At 60.7% G+C, this 23,279-nt stretch carries 23 protein-coding genes; 10 read left to right on the forward strand and 13 right to left on the reverse strand.

The features are described from left to right. Nucleotides 1-111: 111 nt before the first annotated feature. The 8 genes from WDN46_24565 to WDN46_24600 all read right to left on the reverse strand — a co-directional run bounded on the left by WDN46_24565 (nt 112) and on the right by WDN46_24600 (nt 7,669). On the reverse strand, nt 112-1,101 hold the full coding sequence (locus tag WDN46_24565) for an acetamidase/formamidase family protein (GenBank protein MEJ0096466.1): 990 nt from the start codon (nt 1,099-1,101) through the stop codon (nt 112-114). Nucleotides 1,102-1,141: 40 nt separating this feature from the next. Then, complete coding sequence (locus WDN46_24570; protein ID MEJ0096467.1) at nt 1,142-1,876, reverse strand: ABC transporter ATP-binding protein; 735 nt, start codon at nt 1,874-1,876, stop codon at nt 1,142-1,144. Continuing rightward, nucleotides 1,851-2,585, reverse strand: a complete 735-nt coding sequence (locus WDN46_24575) for an ABC transporter ATP-binding protein (protein MEJ0096468.1) — start codon at nt 2,583-2,585, stop codon at nt 1,851-1,853. Before WDN46_24575 ends, WDN46_24570 begins: the two co-directional genes overlap by 26 nt. After that, nucleotides 2,585-3,652 carry a branched-chain amino acid ABC transporter permease gene (locus WDN46_24580; GenBank protein MEJ0096469.1) on the reverse strand — a complete coding sequence of 356 codons (1,068 nt, stop codon included), beginning with the start codon at nt 3,650-3,652 and terminating at the stop codon, nt 2,585-2,587. Before WDN46_24580 ends, WDN46_24575 begins: the two co-directional genes overlap by 1 nt. An 11-nt stretch (nt 3,653-3,663) precedes the next feature. Beyond that, nucleotides 3,664-4,536, reverse strand: coding sequence for a branched-chain amino acid ABC transporter permease (locus WDN46_24585; protein MEJ0096470.1), 873 nt, complete (start codon nt 4,534-4,536; stop codon nt 3,664-3,666). Between the two features lie 69 nt (nt 4,537-4,605). Next, entirely contained in the window at nt 4,606-5,793 is a 1,188-nt protein-coding gene (locus WDN46_24590; GenBank protein ID MEJ0096471.1) for an urea ABC transporter substrate-binding protein, read from the reverse strand. A gap of 47 nt (nt 5,794-5,840) precedes the next feature. Continuing rightward, entirely contained in the window at nt 5,841-6,515 is a 675-nt protein-coding gene (locus WDN46_24595) for an ANTAR domain-containing protein (GenBank protein ID MEJ0096472.1), read from the reverse strand. Further along, on the reverse strand, nt 6,512-7,669 hold the full coding sequence (locus tag WDN46_24600; protein MEJ0096473.1) for a transporter substrate-binding domain-containing protein: 1,158 nt from the start codon (nt 7,667-7,669) through the stop codon (nt 6,512-6,514). The genes WDN46_24595 and WDN46_24600 overlap by 4 nt, the downstream gene beginning before the upstream one ends. A gap of 566 nt (nt 7,670-8,235) precedes the next feature. Here WDN46_24600 and WDN46_24605 point away from each other — a divergent pair. The 6 genes from WDN46_24605 (at nt 8,236) to WDN46_24630 (ending at nt 13,303) form a co-directional block, all read left to right on the forward strand. Further along, nucleotides 8,236-8,886 (forward strand): hypothetical protein, encoded by a 651-nt coding sequence (locus tag WDN46_24605; GenBank protein MEJ0096474.1) that lies wholly within the window; start codon nt 8,236-8,238, stop codon nt 8,884-8,886. 67 nt (nt 8,887-8,953) lie between these two features. After that, nucleotides 8,954-10,696, forward strand: a complete 1,743-nt coding sequence (locus WDN46_24610; protein ID MEJ0096475.1) for an ATP-binding cassette domain-containing protein — start codon at nt 8,954-8,956, stop codon at nt 10,694-10,696. Beyond that, entirely contained in the window at nt 10,686-11,510 is an 825-nt protein-coding gene (locus WDN46_24615; protein MEJ0096476.1) for an energy-coupling factor transporter transmembrane component T, read from the forward strand. Before WDN46_24610 ends, WDN46_24615 begins: the two co-directional genes overlap by 11 nt. Before the next feature lie 45 nt (nt 11,511-11,555). Beyond that, entirely contained in the window at nt 11,556-12,635 is a 1,080-nt protein-coding gene (locus tag WDN46_24620) for an acetamidase/formamidase family protein (GenBank protein MEJ0096477.1), read from the forward strand. 30 nt (nt 12,636-12,665) lie between these two features. Beyond that, complete coding sequence (locus WDN46_24625; protein ID MEJ0096478.1) at nt 12,666-12,908, forward strand: hypothetical protein; 243 nt, start codon at nt 12,666-12,668, stop codon at nt 12,906-12,908. A gap of 8 nt (nt 12,909-12,916) precedes the next feature. Further along, nucleotides 12,917-13,303: a RidA family protein gene (locus WDN46_24630; GenBank protein ID MEJ0096479.1), complete on the forward strand. Its 387-nt coding sequence runs from the start codon at nt 12,917-12,919 to the stop codon at nt 13,301-13,303. 125 nt (nt 13,304-13,428) lie between these two features. On the opposite strand, the gene groL is transcribed toward WDN46_24630, so the two are convergent. Together groL and WDN46_24640 are read right to left on the reverse strand one after the other, a co-directional pair. Further along, complete coding sequence (gene groL / locus WDN46_24635) at nt 13,429-15,060, reverse strand: chaperonin GroEL (GenBank protein MEJ0096480.1); 1,632 nt, start codon at nt 15,058-15,060, stop codon at nt 13,429-13,431. Between the two features lie 189 nt (nt 15,061-15,249). Beyond that, complete coding sequence (locus tag WDN46_24640) at nt 15,250-15,717, reverse strand: NUDIX domain-containing protein (GenBank protein ID MEJ0096481.1); 468 nt, start codon at nt 15,715-15,717, stop codon at nt 15,250-15,252. 408 nt (nt 15,718-16,125) lie between these two features. On the opposite strand from WDN46_24640, the gene WDN46_24645 reads away from it, so the two are divergent. The 4 genes from WDN46_24645 to WDN46_24660 are packed head-to-tail and all read left to right on the forward strand — an operon-like array spanning nt 16,126 to nt 18,853. Beyond that, nucleotides 16,126-17,082 (forward strand): metallophosphoesterase, encoded by a 957-nt coding sequence (locus tag WDN46_24645; protein ID MEJ0096482.1) that lies wholly within the window; start codon nt 16,126-16,128, stop codon nt 17,080-17,082. 45 nt (nt 17,083-17,127) lie between these two features. Next, nucleotides 17,128-17,490: a cupredoxin family copper-binding protein gene (locus WDN46_24650; GenBank protein ID MEJ0096483.1), complete on the forward strand. Its 363-nt coding sequence runs from the start codon at nt 17,128-17,130 to the stop codon at nt 17,488-17,490. 12 nt (nt 17,491-17,502) lie between these two features. Further along, nucleotides 17,503-17,979: a sigma-70 family RNA polymerase sigma factor gene (locus WDN46_24655; GenBank protein ID MEJ0096484.1), complete on the forward strand. Its 477-nt coding sequence runs from the start codon at nt 17,503-17,505 to the stop codon at nt 17,977-17,979. Between the two features lie 58 nt (nt 17,980-18,037). Next, entirely contained in the window at nt 18,038-18,853 is an 816-nt protein-coding gene (locus WDN46_24660; protein MEJ0096485.1) for an anti-sigma factor, read from the forward strand. Nucleotides 18,854-18,933: 80 nt separating this feature from the next. Here WDN46_24660 and WDN46_24665 read toward each other — a convergent pair whose 3' ends face one another. The 3 genes from WDN46_24665 to WDN46_24675 all read right to left on the reverse strand — a co-directional run bounded on the left by WDN46_24665 (nt 18,934) and on the right by WDN46_24675 (nt 23,247). Continuing rightward, a complete protein-coding gene (locus WDN46_24665; GenBank protein MEJ0096486.1) occupies nt 18,934-20,364 on the reverse strand; it encodes an APC family permease in 1,431 nt (476 codons plus the stop codon). A gap of 212 nt (nt 20,365-20,576) precedes the next feature. Next, entirely contained in the window at nt 20,577-21,398 is an 822-nt protein-coding gene (locus WDN46_24670) for an SDR family oxidoreductase (protein MEJ0096487.1), read from the reverse strand. 430 nt (nt 21,399-21,828) lie between these two features. Then, entirely contained in the window at nt 21,829-23,247 is a 1,419-nt protein-coding gene (locus WDN46_24675) for an FGGY family carbohydrate kinase (protein ID MEJ0096488.1), read from the reverse strand. Nucleotides 23,248-23,279: the final 32 nt, after the last annotated feature.

The raw sequence follows: 23,279 nt of genomic DNA on the forward strand, positions 1-23,279 counted from the left end.
CATCGCCAATACGCGCAGGCGCGGCGAATTCCGCGATTGACCTCGAGCAGGCCTACCGGGCCGCCGACTCAACCGCGTCGTAAGACTTTTAACCGACCGAAGACGCCAGCTTTATTCGATGATCGACTTCAGGATCGAGGCGCCCAATGTGTATTTGGGGTCGACCATATTCCCCAATCTGACGCGACCGCACTGGGTCAGAAGCATGTAGGCGTCGAGCTCATCGAAGCCGAAATCGGCGGCCATCCAGCGCACCAACTCGCGATAGGCGATGCGCGCCGCATCCTCCATGGGCCTGCCGCAGCCTATGGTCATATAAAATTCCGCGGTTTCGAGCCGCGGCCACGCGATCGTCCAACCCTTGATCAGATCAACCTGGACCGTCGTGACAGTCGGATGCTCGAGCGCGACGCCGCATAACTCGCCATCGCCTTGAATGGCATGGCAATCGCCTAGATACAACAGGGCGCCCTCTGCGTTCACCGGCAGATAGATCACCGCGTCGGGCGCAACATCCGGGAGGTCCATGTTGCCGCCATAATAATCGGGCGTCAGCGACGAAATCGCCTCGATTTCCGGCGAGGTGCCAATAGTGCCGATGAAGGGTTGATAAGGCAGCGTGATCTTATCGCTCCATTTCACCCCACCCTCGACCGTGACTTCGATCTTTTTGACGCGCTCAGGCAGCGGAGCGTTCAAAATAGCGGTGGCGGACGTGCCGACGAGACCGCCAAATTCCGGTATCAGGCACGTGGTCCCGACCGGTTGCGGGCCGCGCGGCCTGATCGAGCGGATATAGACGGCAAGGCAATCGCCCTTCTCTGCGCCGTTCACATAGATTGGCCCATTCTGTGGGTTGAGGAACGGAAAGTTGAGGATCTCGCTCGGCTTGTCGTCCTCATGCCGGATCTTGCCCTCGAACGCATCGTGAGTTTCGCAGCTGATGACGGCGCCTGGGTCAACAGTCAGCACCGGCTTCGCGTAGGGGCCATAAACATAGTGGTAGCGGCCTTGCGTCGCCTCGGTGATCGCATATTCGCGCCCGGCGGCCCCGGCAGCCAACCCCCGACGGGCCATGATCGATGACGAAACCCACGACATTTATAACGCTCCTCCTCAAACTTCATATGTTGCATTGTTCTCAGATCGCCAAGTAGCGCCGAACTGTGTCGCGATCGTCCAGCATGCTCGACGTCAGTTCCGCGATTACGTGTCCCTTGTCCATGACATAGCAGCGCTGAGCCATGGCGCGGATCATGTCGATATTCTGCTCGACCAGCATGATGGTGACGCCTGTCCGGTGGTTGAGATCGACGCTAATCCGGGCGATGTCCTGCACGATCGAGGGCTGGATCCCCTCCGATGGCTCGTCGAGCAGCACCAGCGTCGGCTGCGCGATCAGGACGCGGGCGATCGCGAGCTGTTGCTGTTGACCGCCGGATAGCGTGCCTGCGGTCTGGCGCCGCCTCTCGCGCAGAATCGGGAAGCTCTGATAGATTAGCTCATAGTCCGGCGTCGCCGCGCCGCGCAGGCTGGTTTCTCCCACGCGGAGATTTTCTTCGACGGTCATGCGCGGAAACACGTCGCGTCCCTGCGGCACATAGCCGATCCCGTTGCGAGCGCGCAGATGCGGCGTCATGCGGCTGATCTCGGCGCCGCGGAAGCGAATAGATCCAGCGTCCGTGGGCAGCAAGCCGATCAGAGTCTTGATGAGCGTGGATTTGCCGACGCCATTGCGCCCGATGACCGCGACGATCTCGCCTTTGCGAACCTGCAGGTCGATCCCCTGCAACACCGGCTTGCCGCCGTAGCCGGCTCGCAAACCTTCGACCGATAGGAGGGAGGAATCGTCAAGCATGATGGGCGCCCCGGCCATGCCCCTGTCCGAGATAGATCTCCGCCACCCGTTCATCGGCGATGACGCTATCGATGCTGCCTTGCGCAAATATGCGGCCGAAATGGAGCACGGTCACCTTTGTGGCCACTTGCCGGACGAACTCCATGTCATGCTCGACAGCCAGCACCGTCATGCCCTCTTTATTGAGGGTCTTCACCAATTCGCCCGTCGCATATGTTTCCTCGGCCGACATGCCGGCGGTCGGCTCGTCCAGCAAGAGCAGGCGCGGCCGCAGACTAACCGCCATTCCGATCTCCAGCCACTGCTTCTGCCCGTGAGAGAGGTTGCCGGCGAGTTGGTCCGCATCAGAAGACAAGTTGAGGAACGCGAGCTGCCGCCGAATCTCGCCATGCAGGCTGTGACTTTCGAGATGATGCTGCAAGGCGATCTCGAGATTCTGTCGCACGCTGAGCGCCTTGAATATGCCTGGCACTTGGAACTTGACGCTGACGCCGCGGCGGATGCGATCATGCGGCTGGAGGCGGGTAATGTCCTCGCCAGCGTAAAAAATCTGTCCGCTCGAGGGCGGATACTCGCCAAGGATCAGCCTGAAAAGAGTGCTTTTTCCCGCGCCATTGGGACCGATGAGGCAGTGCAACTCGCCCGCCTGCAGCGTGAGATTGACGTCATCGGTGACGCGCAGGCCTCCGAAGCGCTTGTTGAGTTTGCGGGTTTCCAGCAATGGCATCAGCGCGCTCCCTTGCCGCGAAGCCGCCGCGCCGCCGTCGCCGGCAGCTGTATGAGCGAGGTGATCAATCCCTCGGGCGCGAACAGCACGGTGAGCACCAACAGCAGGCCCATCGCCACCAAAGCATATTGGCTGCCATAGACCGTGAGAGCCTGAAACCCGCCAATCACCACTAGCGCGCCAATCAGCGTCGTTGTTATGTCGCGACGGCCGCCCACCGCCACCCAGACGATCGGCAGAGCCGCCGCCGTAATTCCCATGCAGGATGGCGTGATATACTGACCCCAAGCCGTGTAGAGCGCTCCGCTCAATCCGGCGAGAGTGCTGCCGATGACAAAGGCCGCCAATTGATAACGCCGCACATCGTAGCCGAGCATAGTGGCGCGCTGGGGATTCTCGCGAATGGCGACCAGCACATTGCCGAACGATGAATTCAACACCGCGCGCATCGCCAGATACGTCACAATCAGCAGCCCTAGCACCACGTAATACAGCGGAACGTCGGCTATCAGCTCGATGTTGCCGCCAAACCAAGGGATCGTGAGCGGAGGCATGCCGCTCATGCCGTTGAAGCCGTTCAGCCTGGCGGAGCCAATATGCCACTCCGGGCCTGCCGTTTGCGCCATGAAGCGCTCCAGCACGAGGGTCACGGACAGGGTGACGATGCCAAGGAAAACGCCGCTGATCCGGCCAAAGAACAGAAAGTAACCAAGCACTGCCGCGAAAAGGGCGGAAGCCGCCAAGGCCAACACAAGGGCGACCCAGGTCAGCCCATAATCGGCGCCAAAATTGAGCGTGATGACGCCATAGGCGTATCCCGACACGCCAAAGAAAGCAGTCTGTCCAAAACTAAGCGCGCCGCCGTATCCCCAGATCAGGCACAAGCCGAGCGCCATGAAGACCCAATTGAAGAAATAGATCGTGTTGCCGACGGTGTAGCCATCCTCGAGCAGCGGATAGGCGCAAGCAAGGGCGATGGTCACGACGAAGCCAGCCCAGAACCATGGCCCCCGCCCCATAGTCTGCGGACCTTCGAGGCGCGCCAGCCAACGCAGCGCGAGAGGCATTCGGCTCTTCTTCATGCGCGTTCACGCAGGATGAGGCCAGAGATGCCGCGCGGTAGGATCCGGATGACGATGATCACCGCGACCAGCAGCCCAATCTGGCCGGCCAATTGCCCTTGCCAGGTGGTCATAGCCGCCTTCACCAGCCCGAGCGTCACCCCGGCCGGGGCCGTGCCAAGGAAGACGTCCGATCCTCCGACGACGACAGTGACGAAGGCCTCCATGATGAACTGGCTGCCCATCGTAGGCACCAAGGTCATGGTCGGCGCATAAAGGCCGCCAGTCGCTCCGGCCAACGCCGCGCCTATGCCGAATGTGAGGCTGTAAATGAGGCTTGTGTTGACGCCAAGCGCTTCAGCCATATGGGGGACTTGGATTGTGGCCCGCGCTAAAACGCCAAAGCGCGTGAGATTGAACAATAAATACAGCGCCAGCAATAAACCCGCGGCGGCGGCCATCAGCGCGAACCGATACACCGAGTAGGACAGATTGCCGATATCGACGCTGCCGAGCGGAGTGCTGATGTCCGAAAGGCTCGGACCCAAAAGGATCAGCGCTCCTTGCGAAATGATCAGGCTGATCCCCCATGTCGCGACCACAGTATCGAGCGGACGCTGATATAAATGGCGGATGACGAGACGCTCTAGCACGATGCCGGCGGCCCCGGTCGCCAGCGCTCCGCACAGGATCGCCAGCGCCAGCGGCGCGCCCAGCTTGGCCAAAGTTACAGTGACATAGGCCCCGCACATGATGAACTCGCCGTGAGCAAGATTGATGACGCCCATCATGCCGAAGATGACGGCGAGCCCGCTCGCGCAAAGCACGAGGAAGGCGCAGGCATCGCCGAACTGGTAGAGAAAGCCGAACACGGCGTCGAAATTCGGCATCAGCCAGCATCCCGGATAATCAAGAAATCAGTCAAATTCGCTCTCGGGTTTGCGAGGCTGTCAGCGCCGCTATTTCGGCGGTGGGCTGCTCGGAGTATACTGGGCGTTGGGATTTTTCTGCGTCAGATCGCATCCAACGCTGCCGAGCCAATAGGGTTTAATGTCCGTCCAGACCTTCGGAAAAGTGATTGAATGATCATCGCCGACCTTCGCCAGATAGATCGTGTGGGACATGTGTTGGCTCTTCGGGTCCATACAGACTTTGCCCTCCGGCGCATCTACGCACACGTCGCCTTTGGCGACGATGGCGCGCAGATCGTCCCGCTTGGTTGATCCGTTCGCCCGCTCAACCATTTCCTTGTACATATAGACCGCGAGGTAGGAGTTTTCGGCTTCCTGGTTGATGTAGGGCTCATTGGGAAATTTCGCGTGCCACTTGGCGACGAACTCCTTGCTCTTTGGATCGTCAACCTCTTCGATCCAATTGGTCGTGACGTACATGTTGGCGAGGCTCGGCGGCTTGAAGCGCTTGTGCTCATAAGCCTGTCCGACATTGACCGAACTGCCCATGGGAACATGCAGATTGGCCGCCGCCGCCTGCTCGTAATATGATGACTGCGCCGCGCCGACAAGCAATGTGATCAGGATGTCGGGCTTCGCCTTTTGGATATTCTGGATCGTCGACGAGAATTGCGAGACGCCAAGCGGGATGAACTCCTCACCTACCATGGTGCCGCCCTGCTCCTTCACGATGTTGCGGACCCATTCGGCGGAGATCTGGCCAAAATTATAGTCGGCGGCGATCGTGTAGACCCTTTTCCCGAATTTCTCCATCATCCACGGAATCAAGGTCGAGAACTGCTGCTCGGGGACCGCCCCTGTCACCATCATGTGAGCGTCGCAGACGCCCCCTTCGTATTGGTTGTTGTAGAAAGCAAAGCCATTCAATTGATCGACAATCGGGCGATACGCTTCGCGAGACGCGCTAGAGAAGCCGGCGAACACCACGTCGACCTTATCGCGCTGGAGCACGCGTCGCATGAACTCCTGAAAGCGCGTATTGTCTGACTGCGTGTCATAGATCACCAATTCGAGCTTGCGGCCGGCGATGCCGCCCGCCGCATTGATTTCATCGGTCGCGAGCTGAATGCCATGCACCTTACCGATGGTCGCAAGGGCGAAATCGCCGGATTGATCTTCAAGCACTCCGAGCTTGATCGGCTCCGCCGCGTGAGCCGCGCCAGCGGCGAACGTCATCGCCGCAAAGAGCGCGGAACGCGCCGCGCTCTGCATCAACTTATATCTCATCGCTTAATCTCCCGTTGAATGTTTGAATTTGCCGAAGAGCTGCGAGCGCCGCGCGGCGGAAGCGTTTCATCGGCCGCCGGCGGCTCCGTCGCCATCGCCGCGATGATGGCCTCACAGTACTCTTCCAGACCTTGTCGCTCCCGCATGCTGGCCCGGCGCAGCAATTCATAGGCCTCGTCGTCATTGAGGCCATGCGTCTGGACGAGATGCACGACCGCCTTGATCACGAAGCGGCGGCCGCGCCGCCGTCGATCATAGTCGGCGAGGCGTTGCTCCATCGCCTGCAGACGGCGATATCCGTTCACCGCAAGGAACAATGACGAATAGACGGCGGCGGCATGCACCGGCTTGCGCAGGAAAGCAGTGACCCCGACGTCCGCCAAAGCCTTCAGCCGGCTGGGGGCCTCGACGCCGACGAGACCAATCGCCGGCGCTGGCGGAAGGGCGGCGCCCGTCGCGCGGATCGAAACCGGATCCAGCAGGCTGTCGCCGTCCACAAGGAGAATATCGCGAGCGCTATCGAGAAGCGTCAAATCAGTCTGTTCGATATGCTTCAGCGTCACGCCGAGCTTCAATAGGGTCGCGCGCAGCGTATCGGTCGCGATGCCCTCGCCGCCAAGCAACACGGCGCAACTGTTGCGGAAATTCTGGATCAAACGCGGAGTCGTCATGACGACACCACCCGCAACGCGGGTCGTCGGCCGAACATCGCGAGCCGAGAGGAATTCCAAGTGAGATAAGGGTCCGGGCGGACCGGCGATGGCGACTGCAGCAAGATTTCGAAACGCGCGTCGCGGGTCGAGCGGGCGATGCGCGGCGTGAGAGCGGCATGCAGCGTGCTCGGATCTATCCAAACCTCTCCCTGGGGTGCCTGGATTACCTGCCGTCCTACCGCGTCCTTGACCGCCTCGACGTCAGTTGAGCCCGCCGCCCGCACCGCCAAGGCGAGCAGGCGAACCGCGATGTAGGCGGCCTCGGCGTCGGCGCAGACGGCGGGTCCTTCTGGAAAGCGGGCGCCGTAGGCCGCGACGAAGCTGGCGTTCTCCGCCGAAGTCACTGAGGAAAAATAGACGCTGGAGCTGATATGCCCATCGACGGCGGCTGGACCAATTGCCTCCAGCTCCGGCTCCGACAAGGTGCAGCTCGCGACCGGCAGATCGAGGGCTTGGTCTATGCCTCGCGCTATGCACGCAGCGCGCAGACTGCGCAAAAAACTGCAGGCCGAAACGCCAATGAGCGTGTTGAAGATGAAGGAGGGCCGAGCATCCAAGATCGCGCCAATCACTTGGTCGAAGTCGGCCGCGCCCATCGGGAAATAACGCTCGGCGACCACAGCCGCGCCGGATCGACCCATCTGTTCACGGAGGATTCTGTTGTTTTCCCAGGCCCAGATATAATTGGAGCCGACGCAGAAGGCCGTGCGCCCGCAGCGCTCGAGCAGAAAGTCCACCAGCGGCGCCAAATGCTGATTGGCGACCGCGCCGGTGTAGATGACATTTGCGGAGGATTCGAAGCCCTCGTAGTGAGAAGGGTACCAAAGCAAAGCGTCGGCTTTCTCGAACAGAGGAATGACCTCCTTGCGGCTCGATGATGTGTAGCAACCGACGACGTGCCGGATGCCGCGCGCGAGCATGTCGCCGGCGAATGACGCGTAGCGCGCGAGTTCGCCGGCCGGGTTGGCGTGCGTCGGCTCAAGGATGACGTCGCCTTCGGCATTGACTTCGGAGATTGCGAGAAGGGCGCCATTGATCATGCTGCGCGAGACGGCGCTATAGGGTCCGTCAGACGAGAACAACAACCCGATGGGGATGTGCGCGGCGCTCATGAGCGTGCGTGCTCCAGACATGATCGCGCCCATCAACTGATTGCGAGGGCGTCATTGCCATGGGAGCTAGGTCGCGGACTTCTCTCGTGCGAGTTCGGCGGCATTGCCACGCACGCGTCGAGTTGGGCTCGACTAAAACAACTGGCTATTTTGCGCCCCAATCGGGGCCATGGGGCCAGATGTCGGAGCGCCCGTTTCTGGGAAATCCGATTCCTGCACCCACGACGTCAGCCACATAAAGCACGAAGCGTGCCACGCCGGACTTTTCCTTGGCCGCCAAGTGCCGCGAGAGCCTCCTGGCAGATCGCGATCCGCGCCTATTCACGGCCGGACTGCGCTCACCTCAAGGAGCAAGTCTTGGTTTGATCCGCCTGCAGAATGCTCATAATTTGGTCTAAGCATGTATATATTTTAGCCCATGCGTCTATTTTATGTACTTTATTCTTTTACGCAAGAAACTGTACATAGGAGAACAAGTCTCTACAGACCCCTTTCACCTAAGCTCTAGCCCAATGCGATGCAACATGGTAACCACTATTGGCGATCTATCGCAAAGGAGACCCTCGATGCTAAAAAATCTCATGGATGACGTGCGAACGTTTCGCGCCGTCGACCTTATCGTCGGTGTGATTACCGGCGTCGTCGCCTGGGCGTACATGCTCGTCGGCTCACCGCTCATCAATAGCGTGGCGCAAGGCATGGGACCGCTCGGCCTGTTCTTCGCCTCGTTCCTTCTGGCCGTTCTCTACGTCCTTCTGACGCTTGGCTATCCCATACGCAAAAGCGGTCTTGTCTTTCTGGTGGCCATGCTGGTTCAAGCGGGAATGCGCCTGATCACTGGCGACCCATTCGGCTTCATCGCGCTTCAAGCCTATATAATCGGCGGCCCGCTGATCTGGTTCGCGACCCTTGGATGGTCAGAATATAAGAGCAGCTTTTGGCGTTGGGTTTGGATCGGCGCGCTTTGCCACCTCCTCGTTGACGGCATCTTTTACTTCTACTTGGGCGTCGCGCCCGTCGCCGGCTCCATGACGCTTGGCTATATCTGGGCTTTTGGCGGCGCTAGCCTGCTCACCGGCGTCCTCATCGCCCTCATTCAGCTCGCGATCTACCCGATGCTGTCCGGCACCAAAGCCATCAAGCAGATTTGGGTGAAATCCCGCGCCGACCGTTTGCGCGGAGCCATGCCCTCTACTACCGCCTCGCAAGCCGTCTGACCCCAGGGTCCTGCAGACTCGGGCGGCGTCGGCCGTCCGATCTTCGTCAATCAGGCCAAGAGCTTTGATGCATCATCTCAACCCCAAGCATGCGACCGCCGTGGCGACCGAAACATCCCGTGCGCTTCACGACGCCGAATTGGCCGGTGAAATTATCGGTTTGGACCGGATCGGCTTCCGTTATGAGGAGGAACTTCCTGCGATCCTCAGCGACATCACCTTTTCGGTGCGGCGAGGCGAACGCGTGCTGGTCCTCGGCCCAAGCGGCGGCGGCAAGAGCACGCTTCTGATGATCCTCGCGGGTCTGATCCCGCGCATCATCAATGGCGAACTGACCGGAGCCGTCCGGCTGAAGGGCATCGATACGCAGCAGACGCCGACCAGTCTCGCCGCCTTCTCCGCCTCCGCCGCAATCGTGATGCAGGACCCCGAAAGCCAGATCACCTGCCTCACCGTTGAAGATGAAGTCGCATTCGCGCTGGAAAATTTCAATCTGACCAAAACCGAGATCAGGGACCGGGTGGAGGCGACCCTCAAGCGGACGCGGCTCGATGCGATCAGGGATGATTTGGTCTACACGCTCTCGGGCGGCCAGAAACAGCGCCTCGCCATCGCCTGCGCCCTGGCGCGCGCGCCCCAACTCATTATTCTCGACGAGCCGGTCAGCAACCTCGATCCGATCGGCAGCGCCGAGGTCATGCCGCTGATTGATGAGGTGGCCCGGGACGGCGCATCTGCGATCGTGATGACGGCCCATGATTATGCTGGCTTTGCCGACCGCTTCACTCGCGTCGTCATCGTGGCGGATGGCAAGATCCGGCGCGACGGGCAAATCCGGGAAGTGCTGGCCGATGTTCCGTTACTCGACGAGTTGGGGCTTGAGGTCCCGCCCTATGTGCGATGGGTCTATGATGAGTTGGGGGCCTCGATGCGGTCCGCTCCGTTGAACGCCGATCAGGCGGTCGAGCAAGTCGCGCTGATCAAAGGCGTTCCGTCGCCGCGGCCAGAGCGGAAGCCCGTCGCCAAGACGCCTGCGAGCGAGTCCGTGGTAGTGCGCCTGAACGACCTCAGCGTTGCTTTCTACAAAAAGACTGTGCTGCGAAATCTATCCTGCGAAATCCGTCGCGGCGAGATCGTGGCGCTGCTCGGCTATAACGGCTCCGGCAAATCAACCTTGGCCCTGACCATCGCCGGGGTTCTGCCCATCGCGGGCGGAGCCATCGAGGTGATGGGCGAGGCCTATCGATACAAGCGCGGCAAGCGGGTCGGCCCCCGCGCGCCCGGCATCGGTTACGTGTTCCAATATCCGGAACATCAGTTCCTTTACGGCACGGCCTTCGAAGAGGTTATGCATGATCTCGACGCAAGCCAGTCGGATCGCGGCCGCTCCCTTCTGAGCTCCATCGGCATCGCGAACGAGGGGGTCCATCCCTATGAACTTAGCGGCGGAGAGAAGCGGCGCCTCGGCGTCAAATCCGCAATCGCCCGCCCGCCCAAGTTGCTCATTCTCGATGAGCCGACCTACGGGCAAGACGCAAGAAACCGCAAGCTTATCGAAAGCGACATTCAGACATTGAACGACGATGGGACGACGGTGATCGTCATCACGCACGACATGGATTTCGTACGTCACGTCGCGACGCGCGTTCTTGTTCTTCGCTACGGCGAGCTGGCGTTCGATGGCGCCCCGCAGGCGCTCTTTGACGGGACGGTCGATCTCGCCTCTGTCGGACTGGTGGCCCCGGGCAGCAAGATTCTCGAAGACGCTTTGATCCGCAAGCACGGAGAGGCGACCGCGCATGTCGGCTGATCTGACGCTCGGCTACGTCCCCGGCAGGTCGATCCTCCATCGGCTCGATCCGCTGACGAAGATGATCGCCCTCGTGGGCATAATGATCTTTGCGATCGGCGCGCCGATTGACTACAACGCATATATGTTGCTGGCCTTGCTGGCGATCGCGCCGTTCAGCGGCGTTGGGCTCAGAACGTTTCTTCGACCTTGGAAAGTTCTGATACCGCTTTGGGTGCCGTTCATTATCCTGCCCCCGTTGTTGTTTAATTTGCAATCGAGCCTTATGGGTTTGACCAACGACTCGCGCGCTCTTACGCTGTTTGGCTGGACCATCCATTATTCGCAGTTCGGCCTCGACTATGGGCTGAAGATCGCCGCTCGAGGCACTGTGATCGGCATCGCCTCGCTGCTGCTGCTTTGGACCACCCACCCTCGGGACCTCGTTCAGTCCATCGTAGAAGATTTCAAGGCGCCTTATAAATTCGCCTGGTCGGTGTTTCTGGCGTTGATTTATGTCCCAATCGTCGAGTATGAGTCTCGCGTGCGATCCTACGCATTGACAATACGCGGCGTTGAACACAGGAAGTTCAGCATCAACGGCCTGAAGGTCCATACGATTCCAGTCGTGTTCCGGTCGCTGCGGCGGGGCTTTTCCTCGGCGCTGTCCATGGAGGCCCGCGGCTTCGGCGCGGCGCCAACCCGGACCTTCCGCTACGACCTGCCCCGCCCCGCGCATGTCGGCCTGATCCGGACCGCTATCATCGCCGCATCGATCGGCCTGATCGCGTTGGCGGTGACCAGCGGTCGCTTCGCCATCTTCCATAGCGTCTGAGCGCAATGTACGCCTTCCTTCGGTTCTGAATTTGGAGTTACCGCTATGAACGTGATGGCCGTTGATCGTCCGCGTTCCCCTTCTGACGCAAACTTCGCGCTGCACCATCTGCGCGCCACGCCGGAAACCTGTCATTGGGGTTATTTCAGCGCGGCCCAACCGCCAGCCTTGAGGGTCAACAGCGGCGATCTCATCTGGGCGGAATCTGTGACCCAGCACGCGGGCGATGCGCCGGACCTATTGATGGACGAAGGAATCAGGGCGCTCTACGCCGGCATCCCTCAATCCATGCGCGGTCCCGGCGTCCATGTTCTGACCGGCCCGGTATTCGTCAAAGGCGCGGAGCCTGGAGATATGCTCGAAGTCCGCTATCTCTCGATGGAGCCGCGGCTCGGCTATGGCTCAAATCTCGCGGGAAATTGGGGCTACCTTTATAACGAAATGGGCAAAACCGAGCGCGCCACAATCTTCAAGTTCGACGCAAACAGCCAAACCGCCGAAGCCGTCTTCGCTTATGACGTCGCTGAGAAATATCAGACTCCCGGCCGCATCACGCCACCTGAAAGCGTGAAGCGCGAACCCGCCTTGCCGGGCGTTCGCATCCCGATCCGACCGCATCTTGGCACGGCGGGCGTCGCGCCGGCTGGGAGCGAGAAAGTCAGCACAGTTCCTCCCGGCCGTCATGGCGGCAATGTCGACAACTGGCGCATTGCTGCGGGCAGCACGATGTTCTATCCCGTGGCGGTCGAAGGAGCGCTGTTTTCGATCGGCGATTCGCACATGGCCCAGGGCGATGGAGAACTCAACGGAACCGCCATCGAAGCCTCCTTGAACGTCCTGTATCAAGTGGTGGTCAGGAAGGATATGCGCCTTCCTTCGCCGCTTCTCGAAACCCCGCAGGACTGGGTGGTGCATGGGTTTGGCGCGACGATCGACGCCGCCATGCGGGACGCCGCGCTTCAGGGAATGCATTTTCTGACCGAGCGACAGAACCTTTCTCGCAACGATGCCTATGCGCTGATGAGCGTCGCGGTCGATTTCGGAATCACGCAGGTGGTCGACGGCGTCGTCGGCGTGCATGGACGGATTCCGCGGTCGCTGTTTTCAAGCCGCAACGCTCTCTGAACCCAGCCGAACATAGCGTGGATCTTGCTTATGCCGGAGCAAGAAAAGCCTGGGTATATCCGGCAGTTCGCGGGTGAAGCCCACCCTTGGATGCGCAGGTTCCTCATTGCGCCCCATGAATTGAGCGGCGGCGAAGCCGTCGCGTCGACCTCGATCGCAGTCGCTTTTGGAGTCGCCCAGGTTTTCAACGGCAATTGGGACGTCCGCGCGGTTGCCGAAAAGAAGGCGTTCGCCTCCGACCCAGAGCGAAGCCAGAGCATCATCACGGAGTGAGCGTGTCTTTGAAGTTCCACATGATCGCCGATGGGCCCAAACCAGTCGCCCCCTTCAGTCACGCGGTCGAGAGCGATGGTTTGCTGTTCGTTACAGGGCAGATGCCGGACACTCCCGCGCGTCCCGGCGTGCTGCCCGATGGGATCGTCGCGCAAACCCGCAATGTCATGGCCAACCTTGCAACGGTGCTGCGGGGTCTTGGCCTCGGCTTCGAGCATGTGGTCATGGCTCGCGTTTATCTGACCCGATTCAAAGAAGACTACGCCTTGATGAATGAGACATACCGGGGCTATTTCGCCGAAGATCGCCTGCCGGCGCGCACTTGCGTGGGAGTCACCGGCTTGGCTTATGATGCGCTGATCGAAATCGACCTCGTCGTGCGCCGGCCCGCCTAGGCGCAGAGCGCATCGGACTCTATGTCGCGAACGAAGCGCCACAAAAGAAACGTCCAAACGATTACGGAGGCGCGCGTCGCCGCGCATTTATGCGTTATTGACCGTCGCCGATCAAATCCATTTCCTCAATAATCCATCCCGCCCATGCCCCCCGGCGGAAGCGACGGAGTTTCGGTCTTGGGATGTTCGCTGATCGTCGCCTCGGTCGTGACGATCAAGCCCGCAATCGACGCGGCGTCCTGGAGGGCCGTGCGGATGACTTTGGTCGGATCGATAATGCCGAGTGCAACGAGATCGCCATATTCGCCGGTCTGCGCGTCGTAGCCGTAATTATATTCCTTGGCTTCGAGCAGCTTGCCGACAACGACTGCGCCGTCGGCCCCGGCGTTGTCGACGATCTGCCGCGCCGGCGCCTGGATCGCCTTGCGAACGATATCGACGCCGGTCTTCTGATCGGCATTGTCGACCTTGACGTTGTCGAGGGCCGGAATCGCGCGCAGCAGAGCGACGCCGCCGCCGGGAGAAATGCCTTCCTCGACAGCCGCGCGGGTCGCGTTGAGCGCGTCGTCGACGCGATCCTTTCTCTCCTTGACCTCGACCTCCGTCGCGCCGCCAACGCGGATCACCGCGACGCCGCCTGCGAGCTTCGCCAGACGCTCCTGGAGCTTCTCGCGGTCATAGTCAGAGGTGGTCTCGGCAACCTGCGCCTTGATCTGGGCGATGCGACCCTCGATCTCGGACTTGGCGCCCGCGCCGTCGATGATCGTGGTCGATTCTTTGTCGATGCGGATCCGCTTGGCGCGGCCGAGCATCTGAAGCGTCACGTTTTCGAGCTTGATGCCGATTTCTTCCGAAATCAGCTGGCCGTTGGTCAGGATCGCGATGTCTTCCAGCATGGCCTTGCGGCGATCGCCGAAGCCCGGAGCCTTTACGGCCGCGACCTTGAGGCCTCCGCGCAGCTTGTTGACGACGAGGGTGGCGAGCGCTTCGCCTTCCACATCTTCGGCGATGATGAGGAACGGTTTGCCGGTCTGCACCACAGCTTCGAGAACGGGAAGCAGCGCCTGCAGCGAGGAGAGCTTCTTCTCGTGCACGAGAATATAGGGGTCCTCGAGTTCGGCCACCATCTTCTCGGCATTGGTGATGAAGTAGGGCGAGAGATAGCCGCGATCGAACTGCATGCCTTCGACGATCTCGGTCTCGGTCTCGAGGCTTTTTGCCTCTTCAACCGTGATGACGCCTTCATTGCCGACTTTTTGCATCGCTTTGGCTATTTCTTCGCCAATGAACCGATCGCCATTGGCCGAGATTTTTCCAACCTGCGCGATCTCTTCGTTCGAAGAGACTTTCTTCGAATTCTTTTTAAGATCGGCGACGATCGCGTCCACCGCGAGATCGATGCCGCGCTTCAAATCCATGGGATTGAGACCTGCGGCGACAGCCTTCGCGCCTTCGCGGGCGATCGAGGCCGCGAGCACCGTTGCGGTGGTCGTGCCGTCGCCGGCATTGTCGTGCTGCTTCGAGGCTACCTCACGCACAAGCTGAGCGCCGAGGTTCTCGAACTTGTCGGACAGCTCTATTTCCTTGGCGACCGTCACCCCGTCCTTGGTGATGCGCGGCGCTCCGTAGGACTTTTCGATGACGACGTTGCGGCCTTTGGGACCGAGGGTGATTTTCACCGCATTGTTGAGAATCTCTACTCCGCGCAAGATGCGATCGCGAGCGTCGGTGGAGAAGCGGACGTCCTTGGCAGCCATTGTCTTCAACTCCTCTTAAAGAGAAATTATGCTCAAGGGGCCATCGGGTCAACCAACAACAGCCTTCCGATATCGCATTTCCTTCGCGATGAGCGCGGGTCTTCCATCGATCTTGGCCTGGCGCTGGACGCGTCCTGAAGAGTAGGCGATCGGCGGCCTTGAGCTCGAGCGCGCTGACGAGCGCCAGCATTAGCGACCGGTAGCGCAGAGCGTTTCGAGACGATCAAGCAGGGGTAGCTGTCCGGCGAGGATCTTGTGGCGCGCTAGCGGCAATGCGAACCATTCGGCGCGATCGATCTCCGGAAAGGACTGAATGCGCCCGCTGCGAGGCGGCCACTCGATCTGAAACAGGTTGCTCCGAAGCTGGTCAACATCAAAGTCGCCTTCCAGAGCGAAAGCCTCGACCTCTTTTCCGCCGCGCTGACGTATCCTGCCGAGCAGCCGCAGCGGACCCAATGGCGCGACGCCCAACTCTTCGGAGAACTCGCGTCGAGCGACAGCCTCGAGCTCCTCGTCGGCGTTTCGCTCTCCCTTGGGGATCGACCAGGCGCCGATATCCTTTTTGCGCCAGAACAGACCTCCGGGATGCGCGAGCAGAACAAGCAAGCCCCCTTCGCGGCGTTTGAACATCAGAATGCCCGCGCTCTCCGCAACCATAGTTGGATGCTCCTGCAACGTCGGCTCCGCAGCCTGCTCCGCTTCTTCGCATAAGCGCTGAAACCCTGGCGAGCGCCGCCGCCGCCGGTCCCGGTCGAGCTTTCCGACCCGAGCGCTGGCTGGCCGGTGGGCGCCTCCTAGACATCCAGGTAGAGCAGGTTTCGCACGAACGGCCTATCGACGATCGTCATGCCATTGGCCTCTGGAATGCCAAGGCATGTCGAGTCATCAGTCCAAATATCCGACCGGCGCCTACTTCCCGTCAACATCCTGCTGGCGACGAACTGCGCCCCTTCAGTTGCATCCACTCAAAAAATTATTGTCGCCGACGGGAATAAACCGCGACGAGCGCCGGTCTTCTCTTGCAGCGGCGCCAAATGGCCTCGCGATCGCAAACGGAGACTTGACATGACTCATCAGGACAATCGCGATCCGATCGCCGGGGGGGCGACGCGGCGACATGCGCTCGAATGTATGATGTGGGCCGGGACAGGGGTGATTTGGACCGTCAGCGGCGGCGTGCTGACGTCGACCATCATCGGCGAGGCTTCCGCGGCTCAGCCCACATCAGGGTCTTTGAGTTTTTTGCAGATCAGCGACAGCCATGTCGGCTTCGACAAACCCGCCAATCCCAATGCGCTCAGCACGCTCAAGGAGGCGATTGTCCTCATCAATGCAATGCCAAATAAGCCTGCATTCATGATCCATACCGGCGACATCAGCCATCTGTCCAAGGCCAGCCAATTCGACGACGCCGACCAAATCATCGGCGGCGCGAAGCTGAAGGTCCATTACGTTCCCGGCGAACATGACATGATCGATGAGAACAACGGCAAGCTGTTCCTCGATCGGTATGGCAAGGACGCCAAGGGCGCCGGCTGGTATAGTTTCGACGCTGAAGGCATTCACTTCATCGGCCTGGTCAATGTCGTCGATCTGAAGGCTGGAGGCATGGGCAATCTCGGCGCCGATCAATTGGCGTGGCTCGCCGATGATTTGAAAGGCCGTTCGGCTTCGACTCCCATCGTCGTCTTCGCCCACATCCCGCTCTGGGCGCTATATCCGGCATGGGGATGGGGTACGGAGGATGCGGCGCAAGCGCTCGAGCTGCTGCGGCGCTTCGGTTCCGTCACGGTGCTGAACGGGCACATCCATCAATTGATGCAGAAGGTTGAGGGGAACGTCACCTTCCACACAGCCCGCTCGACCGCTTTTCCGCAGCCGGCCCCCGGCGCCGCGCCCTCCCCCGGACCCATGCTGGTGGCGGCCGACAAGCTGCGTTCGATGCTCGGAATTACCGAAGTGACGATCAACCGGGGGTCGAAACCCTTAGCCATCGTTGACCGGCCGCTTGCCGGAGCTTGAGCGATCTTCCTTGATCCTTTCCGACATCCCAACCCAGGAACCGACATGAACCTTGTTCGTCTGAACGGCCGAATTGGAGGCCGCATTATGGCGCTCGGAGGCGCGCTCGCCCTCATAGCGTTTGCTGTACCCGGGGCGCGGCCGGTCGAGGCGGCGGATGCACCGACCATAAGAATTGAGAACTTCAGCTTTGTGCCCGATAATCTGACTGTTCCCGTAGGCGCGACCGTCACATGGGAGAAGGCTGACGACATTCCCCATTCGGTGGTACTGTCCGACAAATCATTCCGGTCGAAGCCGCTCGACACGCAAGACAAAGCGTCATTCACCTTCACAAATGCCGGAGAAGTTGAATATTTCTGCGGTCTGCATCCGCATATGCATGGCAAGATCATTGTCGTACCGTGAGGATTGCCCATTGTGACGCCAGAGGAGGCGCAAAGACGGTTTGCCGAGGTGGTGATGCCGCAGGCGGATCACGCCTTCCGATTAGCGCGCTGGCTGACGCATAGCGTGCATGATGCAGAAGACATCGTGCAGGATGCCTCGCTGCGCGCCTTTCGCGCGATCGGCGACTTCAACGGCGTAAGCGCGCGCGCCTGGTTCCTGACCATCGTTCGGCGAACGGCTTTCACGTGGATCGCCAAGAACCGACCAAAGGAACTGGCGCTGCCGGATGATCTCGAGCGCGGGGATTCGGATGCCGAGCCTGCGTTCGGCGCGAGGCCTTTGCCGACGCCCGAAGAAGCTTTGTTGGGACGCCAGCAGACCAATCGCGTCGCGACTGCGGTAAATGCCCTTCCTTTGCAGTTTCGCGAGGCTCTTGTGCTGCGGGAAATGGAAAACCTCAGCTATCGCGAGATTGCTGAAATCCTCGAGGTTCCCTGGGTACGGTAATGTCGCGGCTGGCTCGCGCCAGGGCGATCCTTGTCGAGGCTCTGGCGGAGGAGAGACGATGAGCATGCCGCTTGAGCAGACCGATGCCGAACTTTTGCTCAATGCCTATATCGACGGCGAGCTCGACGCAGCTTCCGCTCTGGCGTTGGACAAGCGCCTCGCCGCCGAACCGGAGTTGGCGGCCGCACGGGACCGCCTCATGGCTCTGCGCGGCCTGCTGCGGGACAAAATTCCGCGTGAAGCAGCCTCGGCCAGGCTGCGTCTCGCTATGGCTGCTCAGGCTGATGCGGGAGCTGAGCGCATGACCGTGATTACGCCCAATGCGTCGCAATTGGAGCGCGCATTGCGTCCGTTCGGGTCCAATTGGCGGATGGCGCTCGCCGCCTGTGTGGTTGGCGCGGTGTCGGGCGCTGCGCTCACTATGTTCGCGATGACGCCGCGCTCGCAGGCGCCGGCGATGGCCGAAGTAGTGGCCGACCATCTGCGCGCCATCATGGCGCCGCAACCTTTCGATGTGGCATCGTCAGACCAGCACACGGTCAAGCCCTGGTTCGCCGGCCGCCTGCCTTTTGCGCCGCAAGTCTTCGATCTTGCGCAAGCGGGCTTCACTTTGATCGGCGGACGCGTCGACGTGCTCGGAGGCCAACCCGCCGCCACGCTGGTCTTCCGCCACGGCAAGCATCTCATCAGTCTGATCGCTCAGCCAACAGAATCCGGCGCGCCGCCGAGCCATGGCGGAGCGCAGGACAAAGGATTTTTAGTGCGGGACTGGGTTAGCGGCTCAATGCGCTATTGGGCGGTATCTGATATTTCGCCGACCGAGCTCGATGCCTTCGAGGCCGCGGCCCGGGCTCAACTGGCCGGCGCCAATTGACGCGGGATCGCAACCCGGCGAAAGGCAGCGAGCAAAAGCCGACGGCGGCGCTCGAAAACGCTATCGGCTTAGAGTTCGCGTTAACTGAGGGCGCTGTAGACCTTGGGTTTGGCGCTGCGCAGCCAAAGGGCGAATCCGACGCCGATCGCGACCGTCACAGGATAGATCAGTGGCAACCAGCCGACAGCCGGAAGATCGCTCGTAGCGAGCAGTTTGAAGTTGGCCGCCGCGAGCGCTGTGGCCGCGATCAGGCCAAGCGCGCCCAACGTGGAAACGACCAGCACCCACGGCTCCACCGCCCCTGGGAGACGCCAGAAATAGGCGAGGATCGCGATTGCGGCGAAGCCCTGCAAGAACACGATGCCCAAAGTGCCGAAGCCAACGACCACGGGCACGCCCGCCGCATAAGGATCCAGCCCCGTTAGCCCGAAGGCCGCGATGCAGACAATGGTGATTGCCGTAACGACGACGCTGGCGTTGGACGGCGAATAGCGAGTGGGATGCAAATAGCCGAGGGATCGCGGAAGCAGATTTTCGCGGCTGAGGGCAAAGATATAGCGCGCTGCAGCGTTATGGATCGCCAGATACGAGGCCAGCAGAGATGTGCAGACCAACACCCCGGCGATGTCGGACATAATCTCTCCGCTATAGCGGGTGAACACGCTGAACATCAGCATGCCGCCTTGAGCGATGGCCTCCGGCCCCGTCTGTTCCGGTCCGAGCGCGCCGATCGTAACCCAGGCGGTGAACAGGTAGAAGGCGCCGATCAGGATCACCGAGACGTAGATCGCGATCGGAACGCTGCGCGTCGGATCCTTGGTCTCCTCGCCATAGAGGGCCGCGGACTCGAATCCGATGAATGACGTGAAGGCGACCATCAGCGAGATTCCAAGGCCCGGGCTCAGCACCTCATGTGGAGAGAATGACTCGAGGGGCAGAGCAGCCGCCCCCTTGGCCACGAGGACGCTGATATCGAAGATCAATAGAATAATGATCTCCGCCGCTATCAAGGCGCCAATGAGCTTCGCCGACAAGTCGACCGAAAGATAGCCGAGGACTCCGACGATCGCTATGCCTCCGGCGGCGTAGACAAGCCACGAGACATGCACGCCAAGCGTCGACAACACGAGGTCGAGAAAATAGCCGACGAAGGCGGCCAATCCGATGGTGAAGGAGATATAGGCGATCAAGGCCGTGAAGGCGGCGCCGACGCCCGCGGGCCGGCCGAGTCCTTTGGCTACATAGGTGTAGAAAGCGCCGGTATTGACCACCCGTCGGCTCATGGCTGCATAGCCGACTGAGAAACAGAGCAAGGTGACGGCCGCAAACAGGAAAGCCGCCGGCGTTCCGGCGCCGTTTCCGCGAGCAAGAGCGATGGGCAGGTTGCCGATCACCGCCGCCAGCGGGGCGGCCGCCGCGACCAACACGAACACCAGCCACGGCGTCGTCAGCAACGGCCGTTCGGCGCCGCTCTCAGATTGGCGCCCTAGGGCTCGAGGAGCATCATCCACTAAAATCTCTCCTTGCGCTGCCGCCGGTGGAGGGCGGCCACCGCGCCCCGTGTTTAACCCCGACATTTCATGAAATGGATTGGTTGTCTGATGGATTCAGTCTGAGGCGGGTCTTCTCTAAATTTGGACAGCTTGCAAACGCCCGCCGCTCAAATCATCGCGAAGGGGTCGCTATTTTATTCTGAGCAAATTCGAGGCAAGCGCCCGCCAGCCTAGCACTTGTAATGGTCCGCAATGATCGCTTCGAGCGTCGCCGGCGGAATCAACGGCTTGGCGCGGGCGACGGCGGTCTGTAAGAAGGCGCCGACCTTATAGCGAAGTGCAGGCTTGTCAGTATCGACGATCCGCTTGACCAGCCGGCCGACAAGGGCTGAATCGCCGCCGCCTGTTTCATCCTTTTCGATTACCGCCATAGCCGCCTTGAAAGCCGCCCGATAGACGGAGCCCTCGCCGCTCGCAATCGTCTGTTGCCGCGCGGCCGTGACGCCGGTGGCGAAATCGCCCGGCTCGGCGATGGCGACGCGGACGCCGGTGCCGCGCAATTCCATGCGCAGCGATTCACAATAGCCTTCAAGCGCGAATTTGGCGGCGCTGTACATGCCCTGGAAGGGAATGGCGAGCACGCCCGCGAGAGAACCAATGACGACAATATGAGCGCGCTGCCGGGCGCGAAGATGGGGCAAAGAGGCGCGGCAGACCCTGTGGGCGCCGAAGAAGTTGGTCTGGAACTGCGCCAGGGCCTCCCTGGAACTGGTGTCTTCCAAGGCGCCGGCAAGGTGCATGCCGGCGTTGCTGACCACCACGTCCAAACCACCTTCGCGCTCGACTATGGAGGCGATCGCCGCTTCGACCGAGTCGTCCTGATCGACATCCATCGTGATCAGGTTGAATGCGCCATAGGGATTGTCCTTGCCCGCGACCTTCCGCGAGGTGCCATAGACGCGATAGCCCGCGCCGTGGAGCTCAGTAGCGATCGCCCTCCCTAAACCAGAACTCGCCCCCGTCACCAGCGCTACTCGTCCACTCATCGTCATGCTTTGTCCTTACTTGCCTGCGCGCCTTCTATCTTTGACGACGCCTTTGTCCTACTCCGCCCAGCTTGTCAGGCGCAATATCATCTCCCTTTCCCTATCACGGGCGGGTGACGATTCGGCGAAGGACAGCCGATTGCCGCCCACAAACAATGAAGAAAGGGAGGAGAAGCTCTTTTCAAATAGCCTCTGGAACAGAGCAGCCGCTCCGGTCTTTCGACTACAACGTCATATTTCAATACAATGTCAGGAATAGAAAAACCCGTTAAGATTGTAACGCTCGGGCCGATTTCGGGCCAGAGGCAATCACTATGCTGCATGAAATTGGCTTGCGTCCTCGTGGCGTAACGCAGCTGACAGGACGAAAATCGAAGCGCCGCCCCGCACCAGCCTGCCAGGGGTTGCAATAATCCGGCGGCCGCTAGTGGTCGAGCTATCTCCAGCTCCGAAGAAAGTCGCTCGCGGCCTTATATCGCCGGAAGGTTTCCGCCGCCCTCTCGCTGGAGCCCTCACGAGGTTGGAAATGTTCGGAGAATCCCACCGGAGGAAGCCTCTGGCCAAGAGTTCTAGCCCCGAGCAGCCCGGCCCCAAAGGCGGTCGCCACCATTGGAGCGGAGTGCACCCTGATAGGAATGGCGGTGATGTCGGCGAGGATCCGCATCCACGGCCTGTTCATCGCGCCCCCGCCCAGCGCCGTCAGAGCTCCTTCGCTTTTACCGAGTTCGACCAAATTATGCCGAATGGCTAAAGCGACGCCTTCAAACACTGCTTTTTGCAGCGCGAAACGGCCGTGCGACCGGTCAAGCCCGAGGAAGGCGCCCCGGACGAAGGGATCGTGAAAAGGGCTTCGCTCGCCCTTGAGATAAGGGAGGAACATCGGGGGGATGGAGTCCCCTGCTTCTTCCGCTAACGGAGCTTCATCGCAAATCTCTTGCACCCACGTTATTGCGTCCCCGGCGCTCAAGATTGGCGCGATTTCGATGAGCAGGCCGGGGTTCGGATGCGAGAGGGTGTAAATCGTCAGCGGGGTGCGCTTGTCGTGCTCCGCCGCCACGCGCGCTACCCATCCGCTTGTGCCAAGATAGACATAGGCCTCGTTCGGAAGCTCTATCCCGGCGCCTACGGTTGCGGCCCCCGCATCCCCCGTTCCGTTGAGCACAGGCAGGCCGGACGGCAAACCGAAGCGGTGGGCAGCTGCAGCGGACACCTTGCCCAAGATGGCATCGGCTGCGATTATCCTCGGCAATTGTTCGCGCGAGATCTTCAGCTCGCCTAGAATCTCCGGATCCCAATCGCGGGACGCCAAGTTCATTAGGCCCGTAGCGCTCGCGGAAGTAGCGTCGGTGGCGTGACGGCCAGTCAGAAGGTAACCGATATAATCTTTGGCGCCGGTGTGTAAAATGGCGGTGTCTCGTACGATGCTCGGAGCCTCGGCCGCGAGCCACTCCCACTTCGCCGAACACATGAGGTGGTCAATTTGGTTGCCGACTCTCGCGGCAGCGCCGAGCGATTGCATTCGTAAGCTGAACTCACAAAATCTCTCTGCGGCGCGGCCGTCGCTGTAAAGTATCGCCGGGCGCAGCGGCTGACCATCAGCTGCAAGAACAATGATGTTCTGCATTGCGCCGGTCAGCGCCAGCAGCGCCGCCGCGCGCAAATCTCCGAGTTGACCTATCGCTTCTTTGGCCGCCGCGGCCCAGTCATCCGGCGCTTGCTCGAACCATCCGGGATGCGGAGACACAGCTTCGTAATCCGCTCTCGCCTCGCAAAGAACAGCGCCGTTGGCGTCCAGCGTCGCCGCCTTAACGCCCGACGTGCCGATATCGAGGACTATAATGGTTTGCGGAGCCACGGATCTTTCCAAATGAAGTTATTGGTTAGCGC

This window comes from Methylocella sp., from assembly GCA_037200525.1.
GTDB lineage: Bacteria > Pseudomonadota > Alphaproteobacteria > Rhizobiales > Beijerinckiaceae > Methylocapsa.

Coding starts and splice junctions, on each gene's coding strand:
- WDN46_24565 (MEJ0096466.1), bottom strand. CDS start 1,101: ATGTCGTGGGTTTCGTCATCGATCATGGCCCGTCGGGGGTTGGCTGCC.
- WDN46_24570 (MEJ0096467.1), bottom strand. CDS start 1,876: ATGGCCGGGGCGCCCATCATGCTTGACGATTCCTCCCTCCTATCGGTC.
- WDN46_24575 (MEJ0096468.1), bottom strand. CDS start 2,585: ATGCCATTGCTGGAAACCCGCAAACTCAACAAGCGCTTCGGAGGCCTG.
- WDN46_24580 (MEJ0096469.1), bottom strand. CDS start 3,652: ATGCCTCTCGCGCTGCGTTGGCTGGCGCGCCTCGAAGGTCCGCAGACT.
- WDN46_24585 (MEJ0096470.1), bottom strand. CDS start 4,536: ATGCCGAATTTCGACGCCGTGTTCGGCTTTCTCTACCAGTTCGGCGAT.
- WDN46_24590 (MEJ0096471.1), bottom strand. CDS start 5,793: ATGACGTTCGCCGCTGGCGCGGCTCACGCGGCGGAGCCGATCAAGCTC.
- WDN46_24595 (MEJ0096472.1), bottom strand. CDS start 6,515: ATGACGACTCCGCGTTTGATCCAGAATTTCCGCAACAGTTGCGCCGTG.
- WDN46_24600 (MEJ0096473.1), bottom strand. CDS start 7,669: ATGAGCGCCGCGCACATCCCCATCGGGTTGTTGTTCTCGTCTGACGGA.
- WDN46_24605 (MEJ0096474.1), top strand. CDS start 8,236: ATGCTAAAAAATCTCATGGATGACGTGCGAACGTTTCGCGCCGTCGAC.
- WDN46_24610 (MEJ0096475.1), top strand. CDS start 8,954: ATGCATCATCTCAACCCCAAGCATGCGACCGCCGTGGCGACCGAAACA.
- WDN46_24615 (MEJ0096476.1), top strand. CDS start 10,686: ATGTCGGCTGATCTGACGCTCGGCTACGTCCCCGGCAGGTCGATCCTC.
- WDN46_24620 (MEJ0096477.1), top strand. CDS start 11,556: ATGAACGTGATGGCCGTTGATCGTCCGCGTTCCCCTTCTGACGCAAAC.
- WDN46_24625 (MEJ0096478.1), top strand. CDS start 12,666: ATGCCGGAGCAAGAAAAGCCTGGGTATATCCGGCAGTTCGCGGGTGAA.
- groL (MEJ0096480.1), bottom strand. CDS start 15,060: ATGGCTGCCAAGGACGTCCGCTTCTCCACCGACGCTCGCGATCGCATC.
- WDN46_24640 (MEJ0096481.1), bottom strand. CDS start 15,717: ATGGTTGCGGAGAGCGCGGGCATTCTGATGTTCAAACGCCGCGAAGGG.
- WDN46_24645 (MEJ0096482.1), top strand. CDS start 16,126: ATGACTCATCAGGACAATCGCGATCCGATCGCCGGGGGGGCGACGCGG.
- WDN46_24650 (MEJ0096483.1), top strand. CDS start 17,128: ATGAACCTTGTTCGTCTGAACGGCCGAATTGGAGGCCGCATTATGGCG.
- WDN46_24660 (MEJ0096485.1), top strand. CDS start 18,038: ATGAGCATGCCGCTTGAGCAGACCGATGCCGAACTTTTGCTCAATGCC.
- WDN46_24670 (MEJ0096487.1), bottom strand. CDS start 21,398: ATGACGATGAGTGGACGAGTAGCGCTGGTGACGGGGGCGAGTTCTGGT.